Below are 16,880 nucleotides of genomic sequence, written 5' to 3'. Positions count from 1 at the left end.
ATAAGAATGGAACTGTCTGCTAGCTCATTAATCTTATTTTAGAATAAGTGACATAACTATTTCAGCGGCTTATCAATATACTCTTTTTTAAACAGCTTATTTTTGAAATCAGAAACCACACTTAATATTCAGAATAGGCCGCACGCTTCTGTTTCTAAAGAAGCAGTAAAAAACGGGCTCAGCAGTTGCCAAAGGTAAGGCCGCTCAGTTAAGCATTAATTTGCATATGTATGAAGGTGCGCATGAATGCGCACCCTACGAAAAACGCGCCAGTCCTTTGTAGGGTCGCCATTTATGGTGACCGACAGACTTAACTGACGAGCATTAGGCGATTAAGTGGGTACCGTTCTGATAAAAAACTAACAACTCCATATCGGGCTTCTTAGTCTCATCCGACATGTTTAAAAAAAGTGCGATGCATCATTAGCCCTTCCAGGTCATTTCCTATAGCAATAACAAGCAACTATAATCTAACCGGTTAAGTGGCTTGATCTGCCTTTTGAGCACATCAGCTTTTCCACTCCTTTTCGTGGCGGTGAATTTCAGAGGCATACATTATGCGAACTCTTCAGGCGGCCTGGTTGCTTACTCTGGCCCTGTTTGTCTGTCCCGCCTCGGCGGCCAACTCGCTCAGCGATGGCTGGGAATGGCTCAAGCAGGACGTTTCACAAACCTGGCAGGAACCGCAGTATTACGATCTCTATCTGCCTTTCATCAGCTGGCATGCCCGCTTCGCCTACGATAAAGAAAAAACCGATAACTACAATGAAACGCCGTGGGGCGGCGGGTTTGGCGTCTCTCGTATTAACGAAGATGGCAACTGGAGCGCGCTCTATGCCATGGCGTTTAAAGATTCCCATAACAAATGGCAACCTATTGTCGGATACGGCTGGGAGAAAGGCTGGTATCTGGATCAGTCGCAAGATTTCCGTCTCGGTCTTGGGCTAACCGCCGGGATTACCGCGCGCGATGACTTCGCCAATTACGTGCCGCTGCCGATTGTTTTGCCGCTGTTCTCCGCCGGTTACAAACGTTTTAACGTGCAGTTCACCTACATTCCTGGCACGTACAACAACGGTAACGTGCTGTTCGCTTGGGTACGCTATGCCTTCTGATTCCGCCAACGCGTTGCACAAAGACCGCATCAGCAAAGTCCTTAAGCGCATTGCTTTAGGTTTGCTGGTTTTGCTGGTGATGTTCCTGGTGATCCGCGGTTATCAATCCGAGCAGGGGCCGCCACTGCATCGCTGGCATACGTGGTCGGCGGATGAAATGTCGGTGGATGAGATCGATCGCGCCAGCTTTGCGGATTATCTGACGCGTGAAGCGGCCATTTTCCACGACATGAAAATCAACGTGACCGATCAACTCAGTGACGATGAGAGAACGGCACTCAATCGCTTCAACGCGCAAAGCCCAGTTTATCCGGCGCGATTTGATACCGACTGGAACCGCTCTTATATCCTCGAACCCGAGGGCGAAGTGAAAGGCGCGGTGGTGCTGCTGCATGGATTAACCGATTCGCCCTACAGCATGCGCTATCTGGCGCAGGCGTATCAGCAAAAGGGTTTTGTGGCGGTAGTGCCGCGCCTGCCTGGACACGGCACGGCGCCCGGTTCGCTCACCAAAGTTGACTGGCAAATGTGGATGGCGGCAACCCGCCTAGCGGTGCGGGAAGCGACGCGTCTGGCGGGGACCAGGGTGCCTTTGCATCTGGTTGGATACTCGAACGGCGGCGCGCTGGCGGTGAAATACAGCCTCGATACGCTGCAGAATAACGCGCTGCGTAAGCCGCAACAGTTGGTATTGCTGTCGCCGATGATTGGCGTCACCGCTTATGCGCGTTTTGCCGGATTAGCTGGCTGGCCCGCCATCATTCCTGGCTTCGCCAAAGCGGCGTGGCTGAGCATCATCCCGGAATACAATCCCTTTAAATACAACTCGTTTCCGGTGCGCGCGGCGCGTCAATCGTGGCTGCTCACTCAGGCGATGCAGGATCAGCTGCTGCATGTGATTCGCGGTGGCAGCATGACGGCGTTTCCGCCAGTGCTGACTTTCCAGTCGGTGCTGGATTCCACCGTCAGCACCCGCGCGGTAGTCAATGCGTTCTATCGCTATCTGCCGGATAACGGCAGTGAACTGGTGATGTTCGACGTCAATCAGGCCGCTAACTTACGCGCGCTGTTCAGGCCAGCGCTCTATTCAGCGGTCAATGATTTGTTGCCACCTTCGCCGCGTCGCTACGCTTCAACGGTGATCACCAACGCATCACCGACCACTTATCAAACCGTGGCCCGCATGACCCCGGCGGATCAGACGCAAGAGATAGTGCGTTCGATGCATGAAGCCTGGCCGCAGGATACCTATTCGTTATCGCACATTGCCGTGCCGTTCCCGCTCAGCGATTCGCTGTATGGCCGCGAGCCAACGGAGAAGAATCGCTATGGCATTAGCTTCGGTACCATCTCGCTGCGCGGTGAAACCGCCAGCCTGATCGTTGGGTTGGATACGCTGATGCGCAACACTTCCAATCCGTTTTTTGATTACATGATGCTGAAAATTAAGGGGCGCATTGATTGCAGCAGCCAGCCCAATCTGCCGACTTGCTTTAAAGCGTTATAACTTTTTTCAGCCAGCCGCTGGCGAGGATCAATTTGGAGAGCAGCACCGAAGCGGCGAAGGTCACGGCAATCAGCGTTAGCTTGGTGGCCAGCGAGGTGATTGGAATCAGCGCGGTGAGCAGATGAAAAACCGAGTAGTGCAGGATATAAACGCCGGTCATGGTTTTGCTGATGGTCGCCAGAATGGTCTCTTTGACCACCGCATTGCGGCGAAAGCGCACCTGACTGGCGGCGATTACCAGCACCACCACCAGCAGATAGATCTGCGAGCCGGTGAGAATAAAGGCGTTGCGATCGGCTTTAAATAGCGCAAAGAAGAAGTGCTGCTCATAAAACCAGGTAAACAGGTAGATAAAGGGCAGGGCGATCACCGCGCCGCGCGCCACCTTTTTACGCTCCATCCAGTCATTAATCAGCGGATCGCACAGCAGCTGGCCGGTTAAATAAAACAGCAGCCAGGTCCAAAGCCGATATTGCGGCTCAAGCCGGAACAGCGGATCGTCCGGATGCAGCACCGCCAGCAAATCATAGCCATACGAAAAAGCTAACAGCGCAAATACCAGCCCAATAAATGCGCGCCGATGCTGGCTGAGCCACAGCATTAGCGGGTGAAAGCTATAGATGATAATGAACGAAAAGACGAACCACGGCTGAATCAGGTAACCGCGCTGATAGGGTTCCCATAGATAATAGACCGTCATCCAGAACAGAAACACGATCACCAGATTACGAATCTTGCCCATCTGCCAGTTAACATCCTGCTCGGAACGGGCATCCATAATCCCGGCGACGACAAAAAACAGCGGCGTAGCGATGGTGGAGATAAAGGTCAGAAACGCCAGAATCCAGTGATAATCGTAATCGTAGCGATCCCAGGTGTTATACACGGTAAAAAACGTCACCGCCGTCATACATCCCAGCGTTTTAATCACGTTGAGGCCGGTCACATTCATGATGCAGTCGCCACCTGTTGACGATGGAAGCAGGCGTAAATCACCGGCAGCACCAGCAGCGTCAGCACCGTGGCAAAGCCTAGGCCAAACATGATCACCACCGCCATGCTCTGGAAGAACACATCACGCAATAGCGGTGCCAGCCCGAGCACGGTGGTAAAGGCGGTGAGCAGAATAGGGCGCAGACGTGAAGTGGCGGCGTAGATGATCGCTTCAGCCTGCGGCTTCAACAGCTTCTGCTGTTCAATCTCTTCGACCAGCACGATGCCATTACGAATCAGCATGCCGCTGAGACTCAGCAGGCCGATTAGCGCCATAAAGCCGAACGGAATCCCGGTGATCAAAAAGCCCGGCGTCACGCCAATCAGCGCCAGCGGCACCGTCAGCCAGATGGCGACGGCATTTTTCAGCGAGCTAAACATCAGCACGGTGATCACGAACATCACCAGATAACCCAGCGGCAGCGAGGTAAACACGCCTTGCTGCGCTTCACTGGAACTCTCCGCATCGCCGCCCCATTCAATGCTGTAGCCGTGCGGAAGTTGTATTTGCTCAATCTGCGGCTTCACGCGCGCCACAATATCGCCGGACGTATCGTTACTGAGCGGATTCGGGTCGGTTTGCACGGTCAGCACGCGGCTGCGATCGCGGCGCAGAATCAGCGGATCTTCCCATTGCAGCGTAAAGCCGCTTACCACGTTGCTGAGCGGGATGTACTGCTGCTGGCTCTGGCTCCACACCAGCACGTTATTGAGATGATTAGCGTCCTGCCTTTCGCTGGCCGGTGGCCGCACGATCACCGGCAGCAGGTCAGCGCCTTCACGGTATAGCCCGACGCGGCTGCCGGTGAAATTCATCTCCAGTGCGTTATCCACGTCCTGTTTGTCGACGCCCAGTTCGCGGCCCAGCGCCAGATTGAACTGCGGACGAATCACCTTGCTGCGGTTTTGCCAGTCATTGCGCACGGTGTCAGTGGCGGGATCGGCGGTGAGGATGTCGCCAACCTGGCTGGCGATCAGGCGCATTATGTCGGGATCGGGACCTTTAATCCGCACCTCAATTGCGCTGCCGCCCGAAGGGCCAAACATCACGCGTTTAGTGCTGGCGTTGACCTGCGGATACTGGCGCGCAATGTAGGCATCAATACGGTGTGACAGCGCGGCGATATTGCGCTGATCGTCCATGCGCACCATGATCTGCGCGTAGTTGCTGTACTGACGCTGCCCGTTGTAGGTGAGGATAAAGCGCATACTGCCCTGGCCGATGGTGGTAACGGTGGACACCACGCCTTGCTGCCCGGTGATCGATTTTTCAATGTCGCTAGCCATCTGCTCAGTGGCGTTGATGTCGGTGCCGTACGGCAGCCAGAGATCGACGAAGAAGATCGGCGTATTGGCCGAAGGGAAAAAGTTTTGCCGTACCGATCCAAAGCCCCAAATCGCCAGCGCCAGTAGCACTGCCATCAGCGCAAGCGTGACAGTTTTTTGCCTGAGCAACACCTTGAGCATGCGCTGATAGAGTCGATAAAAACCGCCGCCGTAAGGTGAAACCTCTGTTGCCGCTTTGGTCGGTGCCTGCGCTTTAAACAACCACCATTTGATCAGCACCGGCGTGATGGTCAGCGCCGAGAACCAGCTCAGCAGCAGGGAAATCAGCAATACCTGGAACAGCGACTTACAGTATTCGCCGGTGGAATCCTGCGATAGACCAATCGGCGCAAACGCCAGAATGGCGATAATGGTCGCGCCCAGCAGCGGGAAGGCGGTGCGGCGAATGACAAAGTTGATGGTGGTCATCAGCGGCGAATTTTGCTGACGCGCAATCAGCACGCCTTCCACAATCACAATCGCATTATCCACCAGCATGCTAAGCGCAATAATCAGCGCACCCAGCGAGATGCGCTGCAACTCAATACCGCACAAATACATGATCAGCAGCGTGCCCAGCACATTTAACGCCAGCGACAGCGCAATGATAATGCCGCTGCGCACGCCCATAAAAATCAGCAATACGCCAACCACAATCGCCAGCGCCATCAGGAAGTTAGCAATAAAGCCGTTAACCGAGTGCGCCACCTCCGCTGCCTGATCGTAGAACACGTTGATCTGGATGCCCGCCGGTTTTTCTGCAGACATCTGCTGCAGTTTGGCCTCCAGCGCGCGCCCGACATCAATCACATTCACGCCGGGAATAAACGAAATGCCCATGGTGACCGCTGGACGTCCGCTGGCGTGGTAAATGCTGGCGGGCGATTCACTCAGCCCGCGCGACAGCGTAGCAATATCGCGCAAGCGGGTGGTGGCGTGATCGCCCGGCGCGCTGACCAGCAAATCGCTTAACTCCTCGATGTTCTGAAACTCGCCGGTCGGATGCAGACGGATCGATTCCGTGCCGGCTTTGATGTCGCCCGCATTGGAGACCACGTTGAGGCGGCTCAGCACGCTGGCGAGTTGCGGCAACGAAATGCCGCGCGCGGCCATCATCGTCAGGGAGACATCAATATTAATTTGCTGCGGGATCACGCCGCCCAGCGTGACTTTACCGACGCCCGGCACCAGCACCAGTTCACGACGCAACTGTTCTGCGTATTGCACCAGTTCCGGATTGCTGAAGTTGTCGCCCGAAATGGCGAAGAAGAAACCAAACACATCGCCAAAATCATCGTTAACGAACGGTGCGGCCACGCCGGGCGGAAAGAAGCGCGCTGCGTCGCCGACTCTGCGCCGCAGTTCATCCCAGATTTGCGGCAACTGGTTGGAGTGGTAACGCGAGTCAATATTCACTGTAATCTGCGACAGGCCGTTGGAGGAGATGGAGCTGACATTGTCGAGATAAGGCAACTGCTGCAGCGCATTTTCCAGTGGTAAAGTGACTTCCTCTTCCACCTGCTGAGCAGACGCGCCGGGATAGTGGGTGACAACCACCGCCGTTTTAATGGTAAACGCCGGATCTTCCAGACGACCAATATTGAGCAGAGCAAAAATGCCGCCGACGCCCAGTAACAGAATCGCCAGCCAGACGCGGACCGGATTATCGATAAACTGCCGGGAGATATCCATTACAGCCCCCGCTCACGCGTCCAGATGCGAACCGGTTGTTGAGCATGCAACTCGTTGACGCCAGCGGCGACCACGCGCTCACCGGCATGCAGCCCGGCGGTGATCACCACGCCGCGATCCGTCACTTCACCGACGCTGACTTTACGATCCTCTAACGTCAGCTGATCGCCGCTGCCTTGCACCACCCAAACATGCGGTTCATTGCGCTGGCTGTTATCGGGATTGAATACCGCTTCCACCGGCACCACCAGCGATTCGCGGTTCATGTTGGCGGGCAGATTGGCGAGGTTAATCGTCACCGTGCCACTGACGCCGCCCACCGCCGGGAAATCGTCCGGACGCGGCATGGTTAAAATGATCTGCCAGGTCAGCGAGTTGGTGTTACTGCTGTTGGTGTGCTCTTTGTAATCGGCCTGGAATTCGCGGTCCGGCAGCGAGTTGATGCGCACCACCGGGCGATAGCTCAGATTGCGCATATCCAGCGCGGTAAACAGGTTTTCCGGCACGCTGAACACCACGTCGAGCAGGTCGTTGCGGGTCAACGTGGCGATGGTCTGTCCGGCGGCGACCACCTGATGGTTGCGAACGTTGACGACGGCGGCCACGCCAGTGAACGGCGCAGTCAGCGTCATTTGGCTTAACTCTTCACGGGCAATTTGTAGCGCAGCATTCGCCGCATCGCGGTTGGCACGCTGCACGTCCATTTCGGCCTTTGAAATCGCCTGACGACCGGAGAGCGTCTGGAAGCGGTCAAATTGCCGTTGGGCGAGAGTGGCGGCGGTTTGGCGTTCATTGACGCGCTGCTGTGCTTCACGCGCCGTTAACCTGGCGATGAGCTGGCCCTGCTCAATGCGATTGCCCTGACGAATATCCAGCGATTCAATCTGCCCAGCACGTTTAAACGACAAATCGGTGGAATCGCCGGACTCAATGCGTGCCGGGAAGATGCGTTGTTGAGATTCGCCGGAAGCCATAACCTCAACGACTTTAACCATGCGCGGCGGTGGCGTGACTTCCTGTGTTTTTTGATCGCAACCAGTTGTTATAAATATAACAATGGCAACCAGCGTAATATAACGAGTCACTGTTTTATCCTCAGCAACAACGAATCCATTGTTGGCATTATTTTGAGTGGATAATTTAATTACCAAGCATAGAAACAACCGCGTAAGTGAATAGTCCTACGGCGGAGCAGGTAACGATTGCAATGACAACATAAAGACTCAGACGGAGCAGGCTATAACCATACATCGTTGCCTCCATTAACCATGACCACAGAAAAACTGCGCCATCGCCTTAAAAGGTGAGAAGTATTAACGGGATGTTTTTGTTATCGATGAGCATAGACGCAGATGTCAAAAAAAGTAAAGGCAGATAGCTTGTAATATTTTTGACGAAATAAACAATATTTAACTTCATGTAATTTCAATTATCAGGAATTAAAATCCGCATTAGCAGGATAAAATACTTACGCAAAGTAACCTCATTAATTGCTTAAAAACGCCCAGCCTTATGAATTATCACACTATATTTTTATTATACTCCGTGATCGGATTAGTCTGATGAGATAAATGGGTTTCGCCTCGCGACTTTTATTGAGAAATGAATGTGTTGAATATCCCTGTGCTACGTTTATAGCGTTCATTTTTCAAAATACTTTCAATTTCGTATAGATAATACGGCTGCTCCACTGCCGCTGAGCAGTCATTAATTACATATATTTCAATCTGAAACGGACCACTTCTCCAGCTGAGTAAGTCAGGTCTGATCTTTTCGTTCAATGGCGACTTGTTAATCACGGGATATCACCGCCTTGATTTCCGAAACAGGATTTGAGGAGAAAGCGATGAATACTGCTAAACCGGAAAGTACCTATTATCAACTTTCTGTCGATGAAACGCTGGCCAGTACGCAAAGTTCCAGCGAGGGAATCAGTAGTGCTGAAGCGGCGGCGCGCTTAACACAGTACGGGGAAAATGCTCTGCCACAGAAACCCGGCAAGCCGGTTTGGCTGCGTTTTCTCGCCCACTTTAACGATGTTCTCATCTATGTTCTGCTCGCCGCCGCGCTGCTGACTGCCGTAATGGGACACTGGGTCGATACGCTGGTGATCCTTGGTGTCGCGGTGGTGAATGCCCTGATTGGACATATTCAGGAGAGCAACGCGGAAAAATCTCTGCAAAGTATTCGCAATATGCTCTCCAGCGAAACGGTGGTGATTCGCGGCGGAAATCACGAAACGCTGCCGACCACCGCGCTGGTGCCGGGTGATGTGGTGGTGATCCGCGCCGGTGACCGCATTCCGGCGGATTTGCGCGTGATTGAGGCGCATAACCTGCGCGTTGAAGAAGCGATTCTGACCGGCGAATCCACCGTGGTCGAGAAGGGCACGGACGCGTTGACCGGCGAGCTGCCGCTCGGCGACCGCACCAATCTGCTGTTCTCAGGAACCACCGTGAGTTCGGGCGGCGGTAAAGGGCTGGTGATCGCCACCGGCGGCGCCACGGAACTTGGCCACATCAACCAGATGATGTCCGACATCGAAAAGCACCGCACGCCGCTATTGGTGCAGATGGATAAACTCGGCAAAGCGATTTTCCTGATCATCCTAGCGATGATGGCCGCACTGTTTGTCTTCAGTTTGCTGTTCCGCGATATGCCGGTTTCTGAACTGATGCTGTCACTGATCAGCCTCGCCGTGGCATCGGTTCCTGAGGGGTTACCGGCGATTATCTCGATCATTCTGTCGCTTGGTGTGCAAACCATGGCGAAGCAGCAGGCGATCATCCGCAAACTGCCGACCGTGGAAACGCTGGGCGCGATGACGGTGATCTGCTCGGATAAAACCGGCACGCTGACCATGAATGAAATGACGGTGAAAGCGATTATCACCGCCGATCAAATCTACCGCGTTGATGGCGTCAGCTATGAACCGGTCGGCGCCATCCATAAAGCCGATGACGCCGTGCCGGTGAAAGTGGCGCAGGGTTCGATACTGGAGCGCTATCTGCGCACCATCGATCTGTGTAACGACAGCCAGCTGATCAAAGATGAAAACGGCCTGTGGAAAATCACCGGCGGTCCAACGGAAGGTGCGCTCAAGGTGCTGGCCGCCAAAGGACATCTGCCTTCAGTCACCACCGAACTGCGCAATAAAATCCCCTTTGATTCGCAATACAAATACATGTCGACGCACTATCTGATCGGCGATGAAGAGTGCGTGCTGCTGACCGGCGCGCCGGACGTGTTGTTCAGACATTGTCAGCAGCAGCAAACGGAAGCCGGGCTGCAACCGATCGATCTGGCGTGGTGGGAAGCCAAAATTGAAGAGTATGCGCGCGAGGGATTACGCATGGTGGCGGCGGCCTGGAAACCGGCCACGCCAGGGCAAAGTGAACTGACGCATCAGGATCTGCAGCAGGGCATGATATTGCTCGGCATCGCCGGGATGATGGATCCACCGCGACCCGAAGCTATCACCGCGATTGGCGACTGCTTACAAGCCGGGATTCGCGTGAAAATGATCACCGGCGACCATCCGCAAACTGCGATGAGTATTGGGCAGATGCTAGGGATCGGTAACGCCAGCACCGCCATTACCGGACGCGAATTGGAAGTAATGGATGATCATCAACTCGGCGAGGCGGCGCAGGCTTACGACATCTTTGCCCGTACCAGCCCGGAAGATAAGTTCCGTTTGGTGCAGGCGCTACAGAGCAAAAAAGAAGTGGTCGGGATGACCGGCGATGGCGTTAACGATGCGCCTGCGTTGAAGCAGGCCGATGTTGGTATCGCCATGGGGATCAAAGGCACCGAAGTGACCAAAGAAGCGGCTGATATGGTGCTGACGGACGATAACTTCGCCACCATTGCCAGCGCGGTGCGGGAAGGGCGGCGAGTGTATGACAACCTGAAAAAGACCATTTTGTTCATCATGCCAACCAACCTCGCGCAGGGCTTGCTGATCATCATTGCCTTGCTGGCGGGTAACTTAATTCCACTGACGCCGGTGTTGATTCTGTGGATGAACATGGCTACCTCCGCCACGCTCTCTTTCGGCCTGGCGTTTGAAGCAGGTGAACCCAACATCATGCGTCGTCCGCCTCGCGATCCCAAACTGCATGTGATGGATGGTTTCGCCATCTGGCGCGTGATTTTTGTTGGTTCGATGATTGCCATCAGCGCCTTCGTGCTGGAAGCCTGGCTGCAACCGCGCGGCTATTCGCCGGAATTTATCCGTACCGTGTTATTACAAACGCTGGTGACGGCGCAGTGGTTCTATATGCTGAACTGCCGTGTGTCTGACGGCTTCTCACTCAGCAAAGGCTTGCTGATGAATAAAGGCATCTGGATTGTTAGCGGCGTGCTGCTGGTCCTGCAATTGCTGATTATTTACGCGCCCTTTATGCAGCTGCTGTTTGGTACCACCGCGCTACCGTTACGTTACTGGATTATTACTCTGATCATTGGCTTCGTGATGTTTTTAATTGTCGAAATCGAAAAACCATTAACGCGGAGATTCAGAATCAATTAATAGCGCGTGACATTCAGGCCGGAATAATCACGGCCTGAATGTTTTTCGTCACTTGACCTCAAACAAGGCCCAGCGCACAGGTTTTTCTCTATAATACATTTTGTATAGGATGAAGGATCTTAATGATGGGATTGAACGAGTTTCCTTTATGGTCAAGACTTTTGCGCGTATTGCTAATTCTCGCCACGCTGACCATAATTCTCACCGGTATTTATCTGGCATCAGCGTTAATTAATCAGGTGATGCTGTCGCTGTTTCTGGCGATAATGCTCGACCCATTAATCAGTCGGCTGGAAAGAAAACGCGTTCCGCGTTTACTGTCATCCCTACTGGTGATTGTGCTGCTGTTACTGGTGATTGTGTTCACCATTATCAAACTCACAGTATTAACCCCCGATTTAATCCAGCTGAGCCGCCAGGCACCACAGCTACTGGCCGAACGCTTCGAACCGGTGACGCAGACGTTTAGTCATCTGGGCATTGTGTTGACGCCCAACGACATGCTGGCGTTTGTGGATGCAGGTGCGGTGGTGCGTTTTGTCACCGGTTTCCTCACGCAAATTCCGAGCATTCTTTCCTGGTGGCTGATGGTGTTTCTGATGCTGTTTTTCATGCTGTATGAAATGAAAAATTTGAAAACCCTGTTACGCAAACAGGCCGAAGGGAAATATCAGCGCTATTACGTGGCGCTCGAAGAGGGCGTGCAAAGTGTGATCGTTTATGCCCAGGTAAAAACCCTGACCAGTATTGTCGGCGGCATTATTGTCTGGGCTGGCGCGCATCTTCTTGGTCTGAAATTCGCCTTTTTCTGGGGCGTATTGATGTTTGTCTTCAACTATATTCCGGTGCTGGGTTCATTTATGGCGGCGATCCCGCCGGTGCTGCAAAGTTATATGCTGTACGATATCCAAACCGCGTTGGTGGTCGCGCTGTTCTTTGTGGCGCTGAATTTAATCCTGAGTTCAGTGATTGAGCCTTTATTATTGGGCAAGCGGTTGAATATGGCGCTCACTACACAACTGCTAGCGTTTCTTATCTGGCAGTCGCTGTTGGGCATCATTGGCGCAATTCTGGCGATTCCGCTGACGTTTATGTTGAAAAAGATATTGCTGGCAAGCGCTGGGAATGAAACGCAGGGAGAGCATTTTTCAAAAAGGTCGCCATAAATGGCGACCCTACGAACACAGATCTCGCTTTTGTAGGGTCGCCATTTATGGCGACCTCAACATACCCCAAAGCATCAAACCTTCTTACCTGGATAAAAACTCTGATACAGCACCGGCAACACCAGCAGCGTCAGCACCGTAGCGAAGCCTAAACCGAAAATGATCACGACCGCCATGCTCTGGAAAAACACATCGCGCAGCAGCGGTAGCAGGCCGAGCACGGTGGTGAAGGCGGTGAGCAGAATCGGGCGCAGACGCGAGGTTGCGGCATCAAGAATCGCTTGCTGCAACGGCTGATGCCGCGCTAGCTGGCGCGTTTCCTCAACCAGCACGATACCGTTACGAATCAACATCCCCGACAAACTCAGCAAACCAATCAACGCCATAAAACCAAACGGAATGCCGGTGAGCAGGAAGCCGCAGGTGACGCCAATCAGTGCCAGCGGCACGGTAATCCAGATTGCCAGCGCATCACGCAGTGAATTAAACATCAGCACGGTAATCACAAACATCGCGAGGAAACCTAACGGCAGCGATCCGAGCAGGCCGCTCTGGGCATCACGCGAACTCTCCAGCTCGCCGCCCCATTCCAGATGATAGCCAGCGGGCAAGTTCAGTTTCTCGATTGCCGGCTGCACGCGCGCCACAATCTCTGCAGCGGTGCGACCGCTGGCGGGATCGGGATCGGTTTGCACCGTTAATACGCGCATGCGGTCGCGACGCATAATCAGCGGATCTTCCCATTCCAGCTGGAAATCACTTACCAGATTGGCCAGCGGCACATAGCGCTGCTGCGCCTGACTCCACACCTGAATATTGCCAAGGTGATCGATATTCTGCCGCTCCTGCTCGGCGGTTTGCAGCATGATCGGCATCAACCGCGAGCCTTCGCGCAGCAAGCCGACGCTATCGCCGCTGAAGTTGATACGCAGCGCTCGGTCGATATCGCGCTTGTCCACGCCCAGCTCCTGACCGCGCAGTGGCGAATACTGCGGACGGATCACTTTACTGCGCGCCTGCCAGTCATTACGCGGCGGAAACGCGCTGCCTTCGGCGAGGAAAATGTCGTCTATCTGGCTGGCAATCTGGCGCAGCGTAATGGGATCGGGGCCGGTTATGCGCAACGCAATCGCGCTGTCGCTGGCACTGCCGAAATTGATGCGTTTGATGCGCTCCGTCACCTGCGGGAAATGATCGCGGATGTGCTGCTCGGTCTGCTGCGCCAGCGTTTCCAGTTGCTTCGCGTCCTGCACGCGCACCATAATCTGTCCGTAATTACTGTACTGACGTGTCGCGTCGTAGGTCAGCGTAAACCGCATTGCGCCCTGACCAATGGTGGTCACGGTGCTGGTGACGCCCGGCTGCTGGCTGATCCAGCCTTCAATCTCGCGCGCGGTTTGCGCGGTGTAATTGATGTCGGTGCCATACGGCAGCCACAGATCGGTGAAGAAAATCGGCGTATTGGAGGCAGGGAAGAAGTTCTGCTTCACGTAGCCGAAGCCATAGATCGAGGTTGCCAGACACGCGGCCATCAGCAGCAAGGTGGTAATGCGGAAGCGCAGCAGCGTGGTGAGCACACGGCGATACAGGCGGAATACCACGCCCTGATACGGCTGCGTGGTGTCCTTGCTGATCGCCTGACCACCATCCATCCACTGCACGAATACCGGCGTCAGCGTCAGCGCGGTGATCCAACTCAGCAGCAGAGAAATCAGCAGCACCTGGAACAGCGATTTACAGTATTCGCCGGTGGAATCCTGCGATAAACCAATCGGTGCGAAGGCAATGATGGCGATCACCGTGGCGCCGAGCAGCGGCAGCGCGCTGCGTTTCACCATCTGCATCATCGCCTGTTGCAACGGTTTGCCGCGCTGGCGATCGACTTTGATGCCTTCCACCACCACGATGGCGTTATCTACCAGCATGCTAAGTGAGATAATCAGCGCACCCAGCGACACGCGCTGCAGCTCAAGCTTAAACAGATACATGATCAGCAGCGTGCCCAGCACATTGAGCGCCAGCGAGGCGGCGATCACCATGCCGCTGCGGACACCCATAAACAGCAGCAGCGTTCCCACCACAATCGCCAGCGCCATCAGGAAGTTATTGATGAAGCCATCCACCGACTGCTTCACTTCCTGCGCCTGGTTATAAAACACCTTCAGATCGATGCCGAGCGGTTTGGCCTGCTGATGTTGCTGAATTTTGGCACTTAACGCATCGCCAACGTCGATGACGTTGACGCCAGGCGCAAAGGAAACGCCCATCGCCAGCGCGGCGTTGCCGTTAGCGTGATAGAGATTTCCCGGCTGATCGGTCACGCCATAGCTGAGCGTGGCGATATCGCGCAGCAACACTTGCTGGCTGCTGCCGGGCGCAGAGATCGGCAGCGCGCCGATCTCGTCCAGCGACTGAAATTCGCCGGTGGGATGGAAGCGAATCGCTTCATTGCCGAGGCGAATCTGGCCCGCATCGGAGACGGCATTAACGCTATTGAGCAGGGCGGCCACGCGCTGCGGCGTCACACCCAGCGCCGCCATCTTCTGGCCGGAGAGCGTGATATTGACCTGCTCCTGCTCGATACCGGCAATTGCCACTTTCGCCACGCCAGGCACCAGATTCAGCTCACGCCGCAGCTGATCGGCATAGGTGCGCAGCTCGCTGTTGGTGAAGTGCTCGCCGGAAAGGGTAAAGAAGTAACCGTAGACATCGCCAAAGTCATCATTCACCAGCGGCGCGCTGACGCCGGGGGGAAACTGGCGCGTGGCATCGTCAACGCGGCGACGCAGTTCATCCCATACCTGCGGCAAATCGTCGGCGCGATAGTGGCTGTGAATCGTAACGGTGATCTGCGATAAACCGTTGCTGGAGATCGAACTGACGTTGTCGAGCGATGGCAAACGCTGCAAGGCGTTCTCCAGCGGCAGCGTGACTTCCTCTTCCACCTGCTGCGCCGACGCGCCGGGATAGTGCGTCACGATCACCGCCGATTTGATGGTGAAAAGCGGATCTTCCAGGCGGCCAATGTTGAGCAGCGCAAAAATGCCACCCACGCCGAGCAGCAGGATCACCAGCCAGCTGCGAATCGGGTATTTGAGAAACTGTTCCAGCAGGCGCATCACAGACCTCGCTCGCGTGTCCACAGGCGCACCGCCTGACCATCACGCAGATCGCTGACGCCCGCCACCACAATGCGATCGCCCACTTTTAAGCCGGAGAGAATTTCGATGCCCTGCGCATTGAGTTTTCCCACCACTACCGGCTGCTGCTGGACGTTAAGTGCATCGCCTTCACCGCTCACCAGCCACACGTAAGGCTGATTCGGCAGGCTATGATCCGGGTTAAACACCGCGTTGGCTGGCACGCGCAGCAGCGGCGTGCCATCGGAAGTGGGCAGGTTATGCATCTGCACTTTCACCGTGCCGCTCAAGCCGCTGACCTGCGGTAAATCCGTCGGGCGCGGCATCGTCAGCACCACTTGCCAGGTTAGCGTGGCGGCATCAGCTTCTGCGCGATGCTCTTTATATGCTGCGCGAAATGTCCGGCCCGGCAGCGCATTCAGGCTGATCTCTGGCTGATAACTCAGGTTCTGCACGTCGAGGCTGGTGAACAGGTTTTCCGGCACGCTGAAAATCACATCCAGCACATCGTTGCGGCTGATCACCGCCACCGTTTGTCCGGCGGCGACCACCTGATGATTTTGGGATGCTACGCTGGTGACGATGCCATCAAAGGGTGCGCGCAAGGTGTGATAATCCAGCTCCTCTTTGGCGATGTTGAGCGCCACGGCAGCGGAGTCGCGGTTCGCCTTTTGCACATCCATATCTGCCTGCGAAACCGCACTGCGCGTGGCCAGCGCGCTAAAGCGTTGATACTGGCGATCTGCCAGCAGGAATCTGTTTTGCTGATCGTTGACCCGCAGCTGCGCATCGGTATCGATCAGTCGGCCAATTACCTCACCAGCCTTAACATGGCTGCCTTCACGCACCTGCAACTGCGCCAGCCGGCCGGTACGCTTAAAGGCCAGTTCGGTGTAATCGCCCGCTGATATACGCGCCGGGAATATCCTGACTTTTTCTGTGGTATTTTCCGTCAGCGTTAACGCTTTAATTACGCGCGGTGCGCTGATTTCGTCACCGCTTTTATTGTCACAACCGATCAAAACTAAACAAATTAGAAGTGCGCCCAGTACTGGCCAATTATTCATGCCCCAGCCTCAATAAGAGAGAAAGGGCGGGAATATGCCATTGGTTGAAGAGGTGAATAATGACCCTTCGCAAAATAAGGGCCATTAGAGGAAATGAATTTTGTGTGTTTAACCTTGGTTTAATTTAGCTGTGTATGGCGAAATCAATTATGCCACCATGCGCGAAACCACATGGTAAGAGAGTAAACCGATGGCGGTAGCTGATGATACTGCAATGATAATAAAGGAAATAATCATCGGTATTGTCAGGTTATGTATTTTATTCATAATAATTCTCCTCATGAATAATAGATTCCGAGATGAAATTAAAATTAATATGCGTTACGCACTCTTTCTATTT

General features: G+C 54.4%; 9 protein-coding genes. 4 read left to right on the top strand and 5 right to left on the bottom strand.

Annotated features, from left to right (window positions below; all coding sequences use genetic code 11):
• Positions 1–557: 557 nt before the first annotated feature.
• Complete coding sequence (gene pagP, locus FHW71_RS16685; RefSeq protein ID WP_179452505.1) at positions 558–1,115, top strand: lipid IV(A) palmitoyltransferase PagP; 558 nt, start codon at positions 558–560, stop codon at positions 1,113–1,115.
• Positions 1,105–2,622 (top strand): alpha/beta hydrolase, encoded by a 1,518-nt coding sequence (locus FHW71_RS16680; protein WP_179452506.1) that lies wholly within the window; start codon positions 1,105–1,107, stop codon positions 2,620–2,622. Before pagP ends, FHW71_RS16680 begins: the two co-directional genes overlap by 11 nt.
• Here FHW71_RS16680 and FHW71_RS16675 read toward each other — a convergent pair.
• From FHW71_RS16675 to FHW71_RS16665, 3 genes are read right to left on the bottom strand one after another with little or no spacing between them, the layout of a single operon-like run.
• Positions 2,609–3,574 (bottom strand): acyltransferase family protein, encoded by a 966-nt coding sequence (locus tag FHW71_RS16675; protein ID WP_061720398.1) that lies wholly within the window; start codon positions 3,572–3,574, stop codon positions 2,609–2,611. The two genes, FHW71_RS16680 and FHW71_RS16675, sit on opposite strands and share 14 nt — an antisense overlap.
• Positions 3,571–6,633: an efflux RND transporter permease subunit gene (locus FHW71_RS16670; RefSeq protein WP_179452507.1), complete on the bottom strand. Its 3,063-nt coding sequence runs from the start codon at positions 6,631–6,633 to the stop codon at positions 3,571–3,573. Before FHW71_RS16670 ends, FHW71_RS16675 begins: the two co-directional genes overlap by 4 nt.
• A complete protein-coding gene (locus FHW71_RS16665; RefSeq protein ID WP_179452508.1) occupies positions 6,633–7,718 on the bottom strand; it encodes an efflux RND transporter periplasmic adaptor subunit in 1,086 nt (361 codons plus the stop codon). The genes FHW71_RS16670 and FHW71_RS16665 overlap by 1 nt, the downstream gene beginning before the upstream one ends.
• Before the next feature lie 761 nt (positions 7,719–8,479).
• Between FHW71_RS16665 and FHW71_RS16660 the strand changes: the two genes are divergently transcribed.
• Together FHW71_RS16660 and FHW71_RS16655 are read left to right on the top strand one after the other, a co-directional pair.
• The gene (locus FHW71_RS16660) at positions 8,480–11,167 is read left to right on the top strand and encodes a cation-transporting P-type ATPase (RefSeq protein ID WP_061720401.1); all 2,688 of its coding nucleotides are present in this window, start codon (positions 8,480–8,482) and stop codon (positions 11,165–11,167) included.
• A gap of 125 nt (positions 11,168–11,292) precedes the next feature.
• Positions 11,293–12,333 (top strand): AI-2E family transporter, encoded by a 1,041-nt coding sequence (locus tag FHW71_RS16655; protein WP_154191602.1) that lies wholly within the window; start codon positions 11,293–11,295, stop codon positions 12,331–12,333.
• 74 nt (positions 12,334–12,407) lie between these two features.
• Here the strand turns inward: FHW71_RS16655 and FHW71_RS16650 are convergent, their stop codons facing one another.
• Both FHW71_RS16650 and FHW71_RS16645 read right to left on the bottom strand, forming a co-directional pair.
• Positions 12,408–15,452 carry an efflux RND transporter permease subunit gene (locus tag FHW71_RS16650; protein ID WP_179452509.1) on the bottom strand — a complete coding sequence of 1,015 codons (3,045 nt, stop codon included), beginning with the start codon at positions 15,450–15,452 and terminating at the stop codon, positions 12,408–12,410.
• A complete protein-coding gene (locus FHW71_RS16645; protein ID WP_179452510.1) occupies positions 15,452–16,540 on the bottom strand; it encodes an efflux RND transporter periplasmic adaptor subunit in 1,089 nt (362 codons plus the stop codon). The genes FHW71_RS16650 and FHW71_RS16645 overlap by 1 nt, the downstream gene beginning before the upstream one ends.
• Positions 16,541–16,880: the final 340 nt, after the last annotated feature.

Origin of the sequence: Enterobacter sp. Sphag1F (assembly GCF_014193275.1) — a bacterium.
Classification (GTDB): domain Bacteria; phylum Pseudomonadota; class Gammaproteobacteria; order Enterobacterales; family Enterobacteriaceae; genus Pantoea; species Pantoea symbiotica.
The sequence above is the reverse complement of the archived record's forward strand: the minus strand, read 5'-3'. Positions and strand labels throughout refer to the sequence as shown.

Bases quoted from the DNA above. Each gene is read 5' to 3' on its own strand.
- FHW71_RS16680 (WP_179452506.1), top strand. From the start codon at position 1,105: ATGCCTTCTGATTCCGCCAACGCGTTGCACAAAGACCGCATCAGCAAA.
- FHW71_RS16650 (WP_179452509.1), bottom strand. From the start codon at position 15,452: ATGCGCCTGCTGGAACAGTTTCTCAAATACCCGATTCGCAGCTGGCTG.
- FHW71_RS16655 (WP_154191602.1), top strand. From the start codon at position 11,293: ATGGGATTGAACGAGTTTCCTTTATGGTCAAGACTTTTGCGCGTATTG.
- FHW71_RS16660 (WP_061720401.1), top strand. From the start codon at position 8,480: ATGAATACTGCTAAACCGGAAAGTACCTATTATCAACTTTCTGTCGAT.
- FHW71_RS16645 (WP_179452510.1), bottom strand. From the start codon at position 16,540: ATGAATAATTGGCCAGTACTGGGCGCACTTCTAATTTGTTTAGTTTTG.
- FHW71_RS16675 (WP_061720398.1), bottom strand. From the start codon at position 3,574: ATGAATGTGACCGGCCTCAACGTGATTAAAACGCTGGGATGTATGACG.
- pagP (WP_179452505.1), top strand. From the start codon at position 558: ATGCGAACTCTTCAGGCGGCCTGGTTGCTTACTCTGGCCCTGTTTGTC.
- FHW71_RS16670 (WP_179452507.1), bottom strand. From the start codon at position 6,633: ATGGATATCTCCCGGCAGTTTATCGATAATCCGGTCCGCGTCTGGCTG.